The organism is Dethiothermospora halolimnae (assembly GCF_037577855.1).
Classification (GTDB): domain Bacteria; phylum Bacillota; class Clostridia; order Tissierellales; family VENL01; genus Dethiothermospora; species Dethiothermospora halolimnae.
The window spans coordinates 32,302-46,224 of the sequence record NZ_JBAKFX010000033.1 but is presented as its reverse complement, the minus strand read 5'-3'; the positions used below and the strand labels follow the sequence as shown (position 1 = coordinate 46,224).

Sequence of the window (13,923 nt, the reverse complement as noted above, 5' to 3'; positions counted from 1 at the left end):
AAATTTCATGTCTGCTCTCCTCGTATTTTATTTGTATATTTTAAAGATTCGACATAAAATCTAAAATTCCTTTTTGAGATTTTTTCCATTTCATTTTAATAATTATTTTTCATGCGATAGCCCTGGTAAGATTTTCTTTTGGTCTCCTTTTAAAACCTGTATTACTCCTCTCTCTTCCCATTCTGTAAAAAATAAGTCTCCACTCACCCCTGATACATATTCTGTATCTAATGGTATTGTTTCCGAATTTACCTTCTTTATATCTGATAAAGTAATTCCTGTTACCACTTCATTAAACTCTTGAAAATGGCCCAAAAAAGATGAAACTGAAAGATATAATCTTTTACCATCCATTCTTTCTCCACCATTTACTTGTATTCGCAATGTAGCAGTTTTACTTGCTTTATCATAATCAATAACTTGAGCATTAAACATAGAGCCTTTTGATAGTGAATAATTATATAAATCAATAGATTCACCAATTCTATCTCCTATTAAATCTTGCATAGTTAGATAAAGTACTGCCATTTCATCATCATTATATGCTGCAACTACTTCTATCTTGATTCCATTGTCTTCACTGGACTTCCCAATTGGTTGAAGCATATATGCTATCTCAGGACTTACTATAGATATAACTTTGTTAAAACTTGGAATGGTAGCAGCAGAAACTTGATAGATTATTTCTAATTCTTTATAACTTTTTTCATCCATTATTCTGCTAAATATCAAAGCACGCTCTGCACCAGTTAGTTTTAAAAGAGCTTTTTTTAAACCCTCACTCATAAAATCTGTAGAACTATCTACTGTATTAATTCTCACTTCAGGTATAAAAAACAATATTTTCCTTCTTCGATTCTTTCTCAATACATCCATACATGTATTGTATGCAATGCTATATAGCCACGCTGATAAAGAATACCCTTTTTTAAAGCTTTTTCTTTTATTATATGCCTTTATAAATGTTACTTGTACCACATCTTGTGCTTTATGATAATCACAAAGAATATTATGGCAATACCGCAATAAAGAATGTCCATATAATTCAATAGTACACTCAAGCTCATATTCCCCACCATCAGAAAAAGACTCCTCTAAAATCTTTTCTTCCATATCTCTACTCCTCTCTTTTAAATTTAAAATTAGTCTTCACTTCTAATACGTCTAACAATCTATATTTGTGACATTAATTAAATTTGTCATAAAAAGAATGACCCTTTATGGGTCATTTTTTCAAATTATAAACTTCTGACTTTGTTATCAATATTTTTTATAACGACCTCCAGTATTAGCATAGATGACAAATGCCACAGTTATTATACTAAATAGTATCCAACTCTTTTTATCCTACTTTTCTTCTATTTTGTATGATTGCAATTACTTGTAATACTATGACCGGTATTACAGCTCCTATTAAAACATACAACCACATATCATAGGAAAGAGCTACTGTTTTAAGTATCTTCTGTATCACCGGGGTATATACAGCCATAATTTGGAGTACTAAAGTCAGTGCTAGGGCACCAATAAGATAAGGATTATGAAAAAAAGTTTTGTCAAAACCTAAACCATTTTTTCTTCTGACATTAAACACTTGTAGCAGATGAACCATAGCCAACGTCATAAATCCTATCGTCCTAGCCTCATTTATTTCAAATCCCTGGTGTAATGAAAGGAGATAAGAAATTAAAGGACCTGTGGCAATAATAAATCCTTGAAAACCAATAAAAAACTTATATCTATTTGTAATAATTGGAGCATCAGGATTCCGTGGAGATTTGGTCATAACTCCTTTTTCCGGTACTTCCCATGCCATAGCTAAAGCTGGAAACACACCAGTTACAACATTAAGCCATAATATTTGGAGTGCAATAAGTGGCACTGGCACACCAAATAGAATAGATAAAAAAATAAATAATATTTCACTGAGATTACAGGAAAGCAAATAATGGATAAACTTCTGAATATTATCAAAGATCACTCGCCCCTGCCTAACTGCCTCTACAATTGTACTGAATCGATCATTTAACAAAATCATATCCGATGCTTCTTTGGCCACAGTTGTACCTCGTATTCCCATGGCAACACCTATATCGGCCTTTTTTAATGCCGGTGCATCATTAACTCCATCACCGGTCATTGCAACAATTTCGTTGCTACTTTTTAAAGCTCTTATAATACTTAGTTTATCCTTTGGGGTTACCTTAGCATAAATAGAGTTTTGTTTTAGATTCTCTTTAAGAGATTCCGTAGACAAATCACTTATAGCTGTATCTTTTAACATCTTTTTTTCATTCACTTCAATACCAATATTTTCTGCTATTCCCATAGCAGTTTCTCTTTGATCTCCTGTTAGCATAATAGTTCGAATTCCTGCTTTAGAAGCTATATCAATAGACTCTTGAATATCATCTCTTGGAGGATCTATTATTCCAACAAAGCCAAGAAACATCATCCCATTTTCGATTTTATTTTCAAGATTTTCATCATTATTAAACTCTTCTTTCTTGTAAGCAAGACCTAAGATGCGAAAACTTTCTTTTGCAAGCCCTTCATTTTTATTTTTTAATTCTTTCTTTTTCTCATCTGATAGATTTATTATTTCATTGTCTTGATACACCTTATCACACATTTCAAGTACTACATCAGGAGAACCTTTTAAAAATACTTCATCACTATTTTCTGGAGTCTTATAATGGACAGCCATAAATTTACGTGCAGAGTCAAAGGGAATTTCCCCTTGGCGATTATATTCTTCTTCTAAGTCTTTCTTTTTAAATCCTGCTTTTCTAGCAGCAACTACTAATGCCCCTTCTGTAGGATCTCCTACAATTTCCCACTGGCCATTATCTTTCTCATTCAATACTGTATCGGAACAAAGAAGTCCTGTTTTTAAAAGCAATGATAGGGCTTCATCTTGACTAAGATTTATCTTTTCTCCTCCCTCACAGAATTCTCCTTCAGGCTTATAGCCAGTACCTGAAACATTAATTTCTCTACCATCTATAATTATTTTTTGTAAAGTCATTTTATTTTCTGTTAATGTACCGGTTTTATCCGTACAAAATACTGTAGCAGATCCTAGTGTCTCAACTGCAGGAAGATTTCTAACTAATGCTTTTTTCTTTACCATGCGATTCATTCCGATGGCTAGAGTAATAGTTGCCGCTGCAGGAAGTCCTTCTGGAACTGCAGCAATCGCCAAGGCAATAGAAGTCTTTAACATTTCTTCTAGGGGCTTACCTGTAAGATAGCCTATAATAGCAACTATACCTGTTATAACCAACGTTAAAGCGATTAAATATCGTCCAGTCTGTTCTAAATGTTTTTCCAAAGGGGTCTCTTCCTTCTCTGTTCCTTTCAGCATTTTTGATATTTTCCCGATTTCTGCATTATTTCCTGTAGCTGTAACAATAAACTTCCCATTACCTTTAAGAACTGCAGAACCCATAAAAACCATATTTTCGCGCTCTCCGATATCCACTTTTTCTTCACTATCAAGAACCTCTATATCCTTCTTTACAGGGTCCGATTCACCAGTAAGCATCGATTCATCAACAGCAAGTTCATCTGCTTCCACTAGACGACCATCTGCAGGAATTTTATCACCCTCTTCTAGTACTATAAGATCCCCATAAACCAGCTTTCTCGTAGAAATATTAAAAATCTCCCCATCTCTTATTACTTTAGCTTCTGAGTGAACTGTTTTTTGCAATGCTTCAATAGACTTTCCCGCTTTGTATTCCATAACTAATCCAAGAATTGCAGTAATCAATATCACAACCAATACTGCAATCCCTTCAACAAAGTCTCCGATAAAAAAGGATGCAATGGCTGCCACCGTGAGTAAAAGCATTACTATGCTTTTAAATTGCCTGAAAAATATTTTCCAAATAGAAATATCACTTTTTTCTTCTAACCGATTTTCACCACTGTTTTTCAATCGTTTTTTGCCACTCTCGGAAGAAAGTCCTCTATCTTTGTTAGTAGAAAAACTTGCTTCAACCTCTTCAATTGTTTTTGAATATGTTGGCTTTTCTGTTTCCATAAAACTCTCCTTTTTATCTTAGATTATATTTTCTTATTTTCTATTTAAAAGAATTTATTTTTGAATAATAAAAAATGACTAAAATTCCCAACTTTCTTCTACATTTAATCTTCTACCCTTATTAACTATAATAAAACAAATGTCTTCTCATAAAAGAAAGTTTATTGAAAGATACTTTTTTCTTCCCATGATTCCCTTGAGGACTTAAAAATTAAAACTAACAAAGCTAAATAAAAATAATAAATCCAGCAGAATTTAAATATGTATCAACTCTGCTGGATTTATTATTTTTATACTTTTATTTAATTTTTATATATAATTTTTTAATATTTACAAGTTTCAATTATTCCATTTTTTATTATGTATTTAACATGAAGATTTATTTGTAGGACTTAATTATATTCATCCAATACTTTTTCTAAAATTTCTGCTCCTTTTATTATTAGAGGCTTACATCCTTTAACTTCATCCCTTTTCGTTTCTTTTATAGCCTTACAATCAGCACTACCAAATTCTTCTTCAAAGGCTTGAACCCACATTTTTGTTATTTCTTTCATCTTAGTATTTAAACTGGGTTTATGCTCTGCAAACATAACACCTATCGCTGCAACTCCTCCTGTCAAAATGCCACAGTTTTTTCCTGAATTTAAACCTCCACCAAAGGGTATAATCATTTTTAAAGCCTTTGAGTCTAGCTCTAAATTATAATAATCATTACAAGCATTCAATATTATCTCTGCGCAATTATAGTGATATAGATCTTTTTTATCTCCATACTGTATTTCAGAATCAATATACTTTCTTGCTTCATCTTTTAACATATTATCTTATCCCCCTTTACACTTATATAAATTATCGAAGTTTTCTTTTTTAAAAATAAACTCATTTTAACTTCCTTTTATATTTTATTTATTTCAATGAGTTCATACTCCATTGTTCCTAATCCTATTTTTTCTCCATGACGAAGAGATCTCCTACCCTTTTCAAAAAGTTTTTCCCCACTATTTTTCTGAACTAAATCTAGACATGCTGTATCCAAAGCTACAGGATCTTTTCCAGCAACAATACCAATATTATCTGTAATCGGTTTCATAGGTATCCCAGCACAGTCACATTCTTTAGTTATATTATGAATAAAACTAATATATATGATATCCTTATCTTTAGATGCCCCGTAGGCATACTCTGAAATCTTCTCATAAAAATCAGATCCTACCCATGAATTACTAATTGCACCTTCAGGACAAACTGCAATACATCCAGCACAACCAGTACATTTACTATCATTGATTTCTGCTGTATCTACTATATCTATAGCATCAAAATCACATTTGCCCACACAAATACCACAAGAAATACATTTTTCAGCTTCTACAGTAGGGGATATATCGGTATGCTGTTCCATCTTTCCACTACGGGAGGCAAAACCCATGGCAAGCTGTTTTATAGACCCACCAAATCCCGCTGCAACATGTCCTTTGAAATGACTAGTAACAATAAATTGTTGGTATTTTCCATATCCCTTACCTATTTTACATTTATCGAAAAAATCTTTATTTATTTCTACTTCATCATATTCTAAGCCTATCTCTCCATCTGCTATTACAATTGGAATCTGGGTGAAACCATGGGATTTAGCTGTTTCAATATGATCCTTTGTAGTAGTTCTTGATCCCCTATACAATACATTAGTTTCAATATAAGAGGGAGATACATCCTCTTCTTTTAAATAATTTATAATCCCATCATAACATTTTGCGGGAATGAAGGTTTTATTTCCTCTTTCACCAAAATGGATCTTTATAGGCACCTCTTTTTCAAACTTATGCCCTGTTTCTGATACTACTCTTTTCAAAAGTTCTGAAGCATCTTTTCCAAGCTGATCATAATTAGCTTCTGAATTTTTAATAAAATATACTTTACTCAAGTTAAACACCCTCTTTTATAATTTTTTTCTACCTACACTATAACATTTACTAAATTATCGTCAATACTTTCAAAAACCCTCTTCAATATCTTGCTGATATGCTTTTCATAAAATGTTCATTCTATATTATTGTACCAGTTTACATAACCAAATACCAAATAAATCATTCTATATTACATATTCCACGTAAAAAAAAGGAAATCCTTTTTGCATTTTGGATTTCCTTTTTTTCATATATTTATTTTTAGACTTTGTCAACCCTCTGAAGTTAACTCTTATGTAAATATAAGTTCTTATTTTACTTGAAATAACGTCTTAATAGTCCTTCAAATGCCTTTCCGTGTCTAGCTTCATCTCTTGCCATCTCATGAACAGTATCATGTATTGCATCTAGATTGGCAGCTTTTGCTCTCTTTGCAAGATCAGTCTTGCCTGCTGTTGCGCCATTTTCTGCTTCTACACGCATCTCTAGGTTTTTCTTTGTTGAATTTGTAACGACTTCACCAAGTAATTCTGCAAACTTGGCAGCATGTTCTGCTTCTTCATAAGCTGCTTTTTCATAATACATACCAACCTCAGGATATCCTTCTCTATGGGCTACCCTTGCCATAGCAAGATACATTCCTACCTCAGTACATTCTCCTGAAAAGTTCGCTCTTAGATCTTCAATAATATCTTCACTGACACCTTCTGCTACTCCCACAACATGCTCCGCAGCCCAAGACATATCATCACCTTGTTCTGTGAATTTTGATGCTGGTGCATTACACTGAGGACATTTTTCCGGTGCATTTTCTCCTTCATGAACATAACCACATATTGAACAGACAAATTTTTTCATAATATTCTCCCCTTTGTATAGTAATTTTTATTATATATAATAGCTGCTTAAGAATTAAACTTTATATATCTTTTGTTAAGCAGTTTTTACAAACACCTTTAAAATAGATATTTTTATCATTAATTTTAAAACCCTTAAGTTCTTCAAACTGTAAAATATCAAAGTCAATTTTAAAATCATATACTAGACCACATTTTTCACATTTAAAATGTCCATGATCTATTAAATTATACTCATATCTTACTTCATTATTTTCAATTGTTATTTCCCTGAGCATTTGTGCCTCTACAAAAGCATTTAGGGTTTTATAAACTGTAGATTTAGATAGAGTTGGCAACTCTTTTTTCATCTCAGATAATATTTTCTCTGCAGTTGGATGACAGGGATTGTTAGTAAGATACTCAAGTATCTTGATCCTTTGATGAGAAGGTCTTAAGCCTCTTTTATTTAATTCTAAAGTAAACTTCTCCACTGCATTTCTCATATGTATCCTTCTTTCCAGAATATATACTTAGTATTATAAGCAACCAATTATTAAGTCGTACTAAGTACGACCTAAGAATATACTACCATAAAATTTTAATAAATGCAATAGAATTATTCAAAAAAATCATACAAGATATCTTACCCAAATAAATTAAGGGCCAAAAAGCTAATATCTATAGAAATTTAGCTTTCTAACCCTTACTTAATATAAAACAATCCCCTCAAATCTAAGGGGAAAAATCTATTATAGTAATCCAGTAGAATCCAACATTACTTACTATTTAATAAATCTAAAAATTTGTCTAAATATTTTTTTAGCATCATAACATCTTCTGCATCTCCATCAAAAGTACAAAATATCTGTTCTGGTACTTCAAGTATATCCTCTTTTAACAATTTCCCTTTTTCTGCTAATTCTATAGTAACCAGTCTATCATCTTTTTCATTTCTATATTTAATAACTAACCCCATAGACACTAGTTTGTTAATTACTGGTGTAAGGGTCCCTGAATCTAAATGTAACCTTTTTCCCAATTCTTTAAAGTCTATTTTCTCTACTTCCCAAATCACTAGCATAGTTACATATTGAGTATATGTTAGATTGTATTTTTTCAGTATAGGCTTATATAGCTTGATTATCTCCCTTGATAATGCATATAACGGAAAACATATTTGATTCTCTAATTTGATTTTATCGTATTTATCCATATTTATCCTCTCCGTAGTTTTCATTTAAATAAATTTAACTGATTATGTTATTTTATTCTCTAATCCAAGAGAAAACATATTCCATATGGTCTGGTAATTTCACTTCTGGTTCACATGTTGTAAGAAAATAGCCATTGATTCCCTTTTCTTTAACCGAAAAATCAAAGTGGGCTGCAGCAATTCCCATATCTACTCTCTGAATATCATATTGAAATCTATCGCTGTATCCTGGCTCTTTATACTCATAGAAATGGCAGGCATTGTTTTTTAGTAAGACTCTCCAGGGTTGTTTATTTGATGCTGATGGTCCTAACCTAATCATTTCTAATGGAAATTCTAGATCTCCCGCTTCTTCTTTTGTAAGAGATAACTGAAAATTATCTTTATAAAATAATTGATTCCATTCTTTACGATGATCTGCTTTAATCATTTTTCTCATTACAACCTCTTTCATATGTTTCTTATTAGCAGCATAGCCATATGGGGTAATAATTGGGAATATTTCATCTTCTCCTATATTCATTGCCTTAGCAAACCCCTTGCGGTTGAATGTTCCACCTAACCAACATGTTCCAAGCCCAAGATTAGCTAAATAAAGAATAACTGCTTCAAGTTCATATCCCAATGCTTCTAATGACCCTGGTTCTAACTTTATAGTTGTTCCAATGTATTGCGTTGCCCCTTTAATTACACCGTAAGTTCCAAGTTTTTTTTGATTTTTCATTTCTTCATTATCAAGATAGTGAAAGTTCACTTTTGGGCCAAAAGGATTATCCAAAGAGTTCACAAAGGATTCAATTGCCTCCCTTTTATCTAGTTCAACCTCTTGCTCTTTATAATTTCTTACACTATATCGTTTTTTTACTGCTTCTCTTATTGAAAAATTAATATCCACTGACATTTCTCCTTTCCATAATAAACAATTGTTAATTTTACTCGATTATAATATAAAAACTTCCTCTCTTATTCTTAATTGGAATAATTAATAAAAATTCATTAATCATCAATTAAATAATAAATCAATATATTAAACTACATTTAGTTTCAGTAAAATTACAAAAATTTATTTATATTCACCTTTTACAATCAATTTAAATAAATTTAATTTTGTTAAATCAATATATGTTTTCATTATATATTTTCCCATTATTGTTGTCAATTATTATATATTTTATTGACTCATAAAAAACTTGAAGCTTAAATAGTTACATAAATAATATAAAATCCTTATAAGTATATATTATATCTCTTATGCCTTCAATGTTCAGTACTTTCTCTCTATAGACTATACCCATATTAGAAACAAATAATAAAACCCCCTAAGATTAAAGGAGGTTAAAAAATTTTTACATTTATCCATAAACATTTTATCTAATAAATCTGTATTATTGATAATGTTGCTGAAGTGAATTTTTTAAATCAGTTTCTGGGTCACTTATTGGTGTCAAACTAAAAGTATCCACCAAGTATTGCAATACATTAGGAGATATAAAAGCAGGTAGACTTGGTCCTAAGTACATTCCATTTATACCAATAGATAATAATGCTAGTAAATCGGCTACTGCTTTTTGCTCATACCAAGACAGTACTATAGTAAGGGGGAGAGAATTTACATCTGTATCAAATGCATCTGCAAGGGTTGATGCAATTTTTACTGCTGAATATACATCGTTACACTGTCCTACATCTAATAATCTCGGTAGTCCTGCCACTGTTCCAAATTCTAACTTATTAAATCTGTACTTACCACAAGCCAACGTTAAAATGACACAATCTTGTGGAACTTTTTGAGCAAATTCAGTATAGTAATTTCTTCCTGGTTTTGCACCATCACACCCTCCAATTACAAAGAAGTGTTTAATGTCTCCATTTTTCACTGCATTTACTATGGTTTCAGCATGGGATAGGGTTTCATTGTGTCCAAATCCTACTAAAATTTCCTTTTCTTCTTCATCTTCTTTAAATCCACCTAATTGTAATGCCTTATCTATAACTGGACTGAAATCCTTAGTGCCATCTTCATTTAATTTGATATTCTCAACACCATCCCATCCCACAACGTTAGTGGTAAATATTCTATCTTTGTAAGATCCCCTTGGTCTCATCAAACAATTCGTTGTCATTACAATAGCTCCAGGTATATCATTAAACTCTTTCTGCTGATTTTGCCAAGCTGAACCAAAATTACCTACTAAATGTTTATATTTCTTAAGCTTAGGGTATCCATGACATGGTAACATTTCTCCATGTGTATAAACATTGATTCCTTTTCCTTCTGTTTGCTCCAAAATTTGCTCTAAATCCCTTAAATCATGTCCTGATACTACTATGAATGGTCCTTTTTTAATATTTACATTAACTTTATGGGCAGATGGATTTTCATAGACTTCAGTGTTTGCTTCATCTAAAATCCTCATTACCTCTATACTCATTTCTCCGGTTCTCATAGTCATTCGAATAAGATCTTCAATGGTTAATTTATCATTTGTAGTAGCCTCTAATGCTCTAAAGTAAAAGTGATCTACTTGGTCACTGTGATAATTTATATATCTTGCTTGATGTCCATAGGCACTTATACCTTTCAACCCATAAACTATCGTCCATCTTAAGGAACGAATATCTGGATCAAGATCTTGGTCATACATAATACCAGCTTTCACTGCATCCTTTAGCATCGTCTCCTTAGTATCACTAAGGTTGTATGTAGCCTCTTTAGGGTACTGTCCTGTAGGTGCTTTACTTCTTAAAGCCTGTTTTATCTTTTGTGATTCCTTCAATAATTCTACATGAACTTCTGCATCGAAATTTACGTTAGTTAATGTAGTAAATAAACCATTTTCTACAAACTTTACAATTTCCTTATCAATAGTTTCTCCCTTTTCTATTAGAGGTTTCGCATAACATGATATACCTTTTAATTGATATATCAGTAAGTCTTGTAAATTGGCTATTTCTGGTGTTTTTCCACACACTCCATGCTTAGTGCATCCTTTTCCTCCCATTGTTTGTTCACACTGATAACAAAACATTGCATTTTCCACTTATTATTCACCTCTTTAGTTTTTTTAAATAGAATTTTTAATTTTATCGTATAGTTCATCCGATGTATCTGCTTGCATAAGTTCATCATCGACTAAAGCAAATGGTCCCATTGCACAATCTCCACAATATCCTAAACAAGGTTCTACTTCAAAGTCTATGCCATCTTTCTCTAATTTTTTTGTAACTTCTTCTGCTCCTTGAGCATAATTATTTTCACAAAATTTAATTTCTACCATTATTGAACCACTCCTTATTTACTTATTTTCTCTCTTTTATTATTTCAAGGAGTTCATCAAATGATACATTTTCATAGTCTACACCACTCAAATTTATATCTTTTTCAATTGCTATCTTAAGGATAGGAGAATATCTTATATTACCAATTACTATTGCACCAATCACCCTGTTATCTTTTATAAATACTTTGTTGTACACATTTTCTTCTGCTCTATCTTCTAATACTATATTTGTTGCTTCCTTTTCATTAACAACACCCATGGAAAATAAAGATATATTAAAGGCATTTAAAGTTGTTACAGGAACGATGTGTTCATATATACTTTCTTCACCTACTATATTTAAACCCGCTACCTTCCCATGTCCAATTGATATGTTCCATAATCCATAAATCTGATTATTTAACTCTGCAACATCTCCAGCTGCATAAATATCTTTAATATTTGTTTCCATTCTTTTATTTACAATTATTCCTTTATCAGTATCTATCCCACTACCCTTCAACAATTCTATATTCGGTTTTATTCCTATGGAATAAGTAACCATATCACAACTAATAGAATCTCCATTTGCAGTTTTAAATCCTTCTACCTCACCGTCTCCATATATTTCAGTTATTCTTGTACCAATCATAACTTCAATACCTTTGTTTTCCACTGCTCTTTTTAATATTTTAGATGCTTTTTCATCAAGCTGCTTCGGCATAATTCTAGGTAACAGTTCAGCTAAAACTACTTTTTTGCCCATTTGAGAAAGAATCCATGCTGTTTCTAACCCTTGAATTCCACCTCCTATGTTTAGAACTTTTTTCTTTGACTTTAAACCGTCTATTATATTCCATGCATCTTCTAAAGTTCTAAGTGTTAATACTCCTAATTTATCTATACCGGAAATCGGTGGTTCTATATTACTAGCTCCATTTGCTAATAATAATTTTGTATAACTCATTTTAGAGTTATTAGATAGAGTTATTTCTTTTTTAGCTGTATCAATACATATTACCTTAGTGTCTTTATATAGCTTTATCTTATTAACCTGATACCAATCCTTTTTTTGAAGTAAGATCTTATCTTCTTCTAATTTGTTTAATAATCCCTTTGATAGCCTCACTCGATTGTATGGATTGAATTTTTCATCCCCAAACAAATGAATCTCACTTTCTGTATCTATTTTTCTTATAGATTTTATTGCTGTAATGCCAGCTATACCATTTCCTACTACAACGATTTTATTATTCAATACTTCTCACTCCTTAAAATTACTTATTTAGTAATTATTATTTTGAAATATAATTTTTTATATACTTATAGTTTTTGAGCTTGCATATTTAAAATTAAACGTGAGATTATTATTATTTTAGTCATATTAAATAAAAAATAAGCCTACTAAGTCGAATTAACGCATGAGTAGGCTTATCTTTTATTAAATTCAATTTTCTATTACCGATAGAAGCTTGTCATTTTATTTTCTAATAGGATTTTCAATGCTATATGGACTATTTTTGTTTATTCTTGTTAGTCCTTCTACTATCTTAAAGTTCACATCTAAATTTGTATCATTTATTGTAACCTCTACAGATATATTCCCTTTTTAATTTTTAATTTACTTTATTGGGATCCATACTTCCTGCCTTTCATCCTGAAAATAGCATTCTATTACTGGTAAATCATCTAGTTCATACCCCGAATTAGGTAACCATTCTGTATAAAACTTCTTATAGATGTCTTGAACAGATTCCGGTAATGGTCCATTTGCTTTAAAGATTGCCCATGTGGCCTTAGGTAATTTTAATTGATCCATTTGACTAGGAGCAGTAACTTCTTTACATTCAGTCACATCAACATGAGTAGTTACACCCAAGTAGTAGTCCATTTCTTCTGACTCTCCCCACTGTCCTCCAACACTAACGCCAAGTAGTCCTGCAGGACGCATATCTGCTTTCATAAGAAGTTCAAATAATTTTTTCATAGTACCGTCTCTACCAGCCGTATCCCAAATTTTCGGAATAACTTGAAAAGCTTCATCTGTTTTAACCTTTTTCTTTATTCCTGAAATTGTAAGAGCTGGCCATTTTTCAATTTGATAATTCATATAACATTCTCCTTTTATTGCTATTTGAAAGGAGGTTTTTGGACAAGATTTTAGCATGACTGTACCTGTTCGTACTTTTGATGGCAAGACTCCATGGAACTTTTTAAAAGCTCTCGTAAAAGAGTCATGGGAAGTATATCCATATTTCATTGCGATGTCTATAATATTATCTTTACTATTTAGAATATCAAATGCAGCTAAAGTAAGTCTTCTATTCCTTATATATTCACTTAATGGTCTATCTGCTATATAGGAAAACATTCGTTGAAAATTATATATGGAACATACTGAAATTTTTTCAATTTCATCATAAGAAATATCTTTATCTAAATTATTTTCTATATAGTTAATTGTATCATTAATCCGTTCGACCCATTTCAATGATTTCTCCCCCTTTCTATTTAATCATATAATACACTCTACAAAATTAACTCGACTTTCTCTGTCGCCATTTATCGAAAAAATATCATTAACCAATTTATAATAAAATTTCCATTTGTCTTTTATCTTAATTATTCTATTCAGACATTCAAAACTCCTCCT

Annotated in this window: 12 protein-coding genes and 1 pseudogene; all 13 read right to left on the bottom strand. The window is 31.4% G+C overall.

Going from position 1 to position 13,923, the window contains the following annotated elements; genetic code table 11:
- Positions 1-102: 102 nt before the first annotated feature.
- The 13 genes and pseudogenes from V6137_RS13270 to V6137_RS13210 all read right to left on the bottom strand — a co-directional run bounded on the left by V6137_RS13270 (position 103) and on the right by V6137_RS13210 (position 13,761).
- Positions 103-1,113, bottom strand: coding sequence for an RNA polymerase sigma factor (locus tag V6137_RS13270; RefSeq protein ID WP_425448426.1), 1,011 nt, complete (start codon positions 1,111-1,113; stop codon positions 103-105).
- A 229-nt stretch (positions 1,114-1,342) separates the two neighbouring features.
- Positions 1,343-4,048 carry a cation-translocating P-type ATPase gene (locus V6137_RS13265; RefSeq protein ID WP_425448425.1) on the bottom strand — a complete coding sequence of 902 codons (2,706 nt, stop codon included), beginning with the start codon at positions 4,046-4,048 and terminating at the stop codon, positions 1,343-1,345.
- A 392-nt stretch (positions 4,049-4,440) separates the two neighbouring features.
- On the bottom strand, positions 4,441-4,869 hold the full coding sequence (locus V6137_RS13260) for a C-GCAxxG-C-C family (seleno)protein (RefSeq protein WP_425448424.1): 429 nt from the start codon (positions 4,867-4,869) through the stop codon (positions 4,441-4,443).
- Positions 4,870-4,946: 77 nt separating this feature from the next.
- Positions 4,947-5,975 (bottom strand): DUF362 domain-containing protein, encoded by a 1,029-nt coding sequence (locus V6137_RS13255; RefSeq protein ID WP_425448423.1) that lies wholly within the window; start codon positions 5,973-5,975, stop codon positions 4,947-4,949.
- A gap of 298 nt (positions 5,976-6,273) precedes the next feature.
- Positions 6,274-6,702 (bottom strand): ferritin-like domain-containing protein, encoded by a 429-nt coding sequence (locus V6137_RS13250; protein ID WP_425448428.1) that lies wholly within the window; start codon positions 6,700-6,702, stop codon positions 6,274-6,276.
- Between the two features lie 30 nt (positions 6,703-6,732).
- A pseudogene (locus V6137_RS13245) lies at positions 6,733-6,816 on the bottom strand (rubredoxin-like domain-containing protein); the annotation flags it as partial.
- Between the two features lie 61 nt (positions 6,817-6,877).
- Positions 6,878-7,300, bottom strand: coding sequence for a Fur family transcriptional regulator (locus tag V6137_RS13240; protein WP_425448422.1), 423 nt, complete (start codon positions 7,298-7,300; stop codon positions 6,878-6,880).
- Positions 7,301-7,572: 272 nt separating this feature from the next.
- A complete protein-coding gene (locus tag V6137_RS13235; RefSeq protein ID WP_425448421.1) occupies positions 7,573-8,010 on the bottom strand; it encodes a MarR family winged helix-turn-helix transcriptional regulator in 438 nt (145 codons plus the stop codon).
- A gap of 52 nt (positions 8,011-8,062) precedes the next feature.
- Complete coding sequence (locus tag V6137_RS13230) at positions 8,063-8,905, bottom strand: nitroreductase family protein (RefSeq protein WP_425448420.1); 843 nt, start codon at positions 8,903-8,905, stop codon at positions 8,063-8,065.
- 490 nt (positions 8,906-9,395) lie between these two features.
- Positions 9,396-11,051: a hydroxylamine reductase gene (gene hcp / locus V6137_RS13225; RefSeq protein ID WP_425448419.1), complete on the bottom strand. Its 1,656-nt coding sequence runs from the start codon at positions 11,049-11,051 to the stop codon at positions 9,396-9,398.
- Positions 11,052-11,075: 24 nt separating this feature from the next.
- The gene (locus V6137_RS13220; RefSeq protein WP_425448418.1) at positions 11,076-11,288 is read right to left on the bottom strand and encodes a YuzB family protein; all 213 of its coding nucleotides are present in this window, start codon (positions 11,286-11,288) and stop codon (positions 11,076-11,078) included.
- Positions 11,289-11,310: 22 nt separating this feature from the next.
- A complete protein-coding gene (locus V6137_RS13215) occupies positions 11,311-12,528 on the bottom strand; it encodes an NAD(P)/FAD-dependent oxidoreductase (protein ID WP_425448417.1) in 1,218 nt (405 codons plus the stop codon).
- A gap of 363 nt (positions 12,529-12,891) precedes the next feature.
- Entirely contained in the window at positions 12,892-13,761 is an 870-nt protein-coding gene (locus tag V6137_RS13210) for a GyrI-like domain-containing protein (protein WP_425448416.1), read from the bottom strand.
- Positions 13,762-13,923 lie beyond the last annotated feature (162 nt).

What these genes read in the sequence shown, in the direction of transcription:
- V6137_RS13270 (WP_425448426.1), bottom strand. Translation starts at nt 1,113, where the DNA reads ATGGAAGAAAAGATTTTAGAGGAGTCTTTTTCTGATGGTGGGGAATAT.
- V6137_RS13265 (WP_425448425.1), bottom strand. Translation starts at nt 4,048, where the DNA reads ATGGAAACAGAAAAGCCAACATATTCAAAAACAATTGAAGAGGTTGAA.
- V6137_RS13260 (WP_425448424.1), bottom strand. Translation starts at nt 4,869, where the DNA reads ATGTTAAAAGATGAAGCAAGAAAGTATATTGATTCTGAAATACAGTAT.
- V6137_RS13250 (WP_425448428.1), bottom strand. Translation starts at nt 6,702, where the DNA reads ATGTCTTGGGCTGCGGAGCATGTTGTGGGAGTAGCAGAAGGTGTCAGT.
- V6137_RS13240 (WP_425448422.1), bottom strand. Translation starts at nt 7,300, where the DNA reads ATGAGAAATGCAGTGGAGAAGTTTACTTTAGAATTAAATAAAAGAGGC.
- V6137_RS13235 (WP_425448421.1), bottom strand. Translation starts at nt 8,010, where the DNA reads ATGGATAAATACGATAAAATCAAATTAGAGAATCAAATATGTTTTCCG.
- V6137_RS13220 (WP_425448418.1), bottom strand. Translation starts at nt 11,288, where the DNA reads ATGGTAGAAATTAAATTTTGTGAAAATAATTATGCTCAAGGAGCAGAA.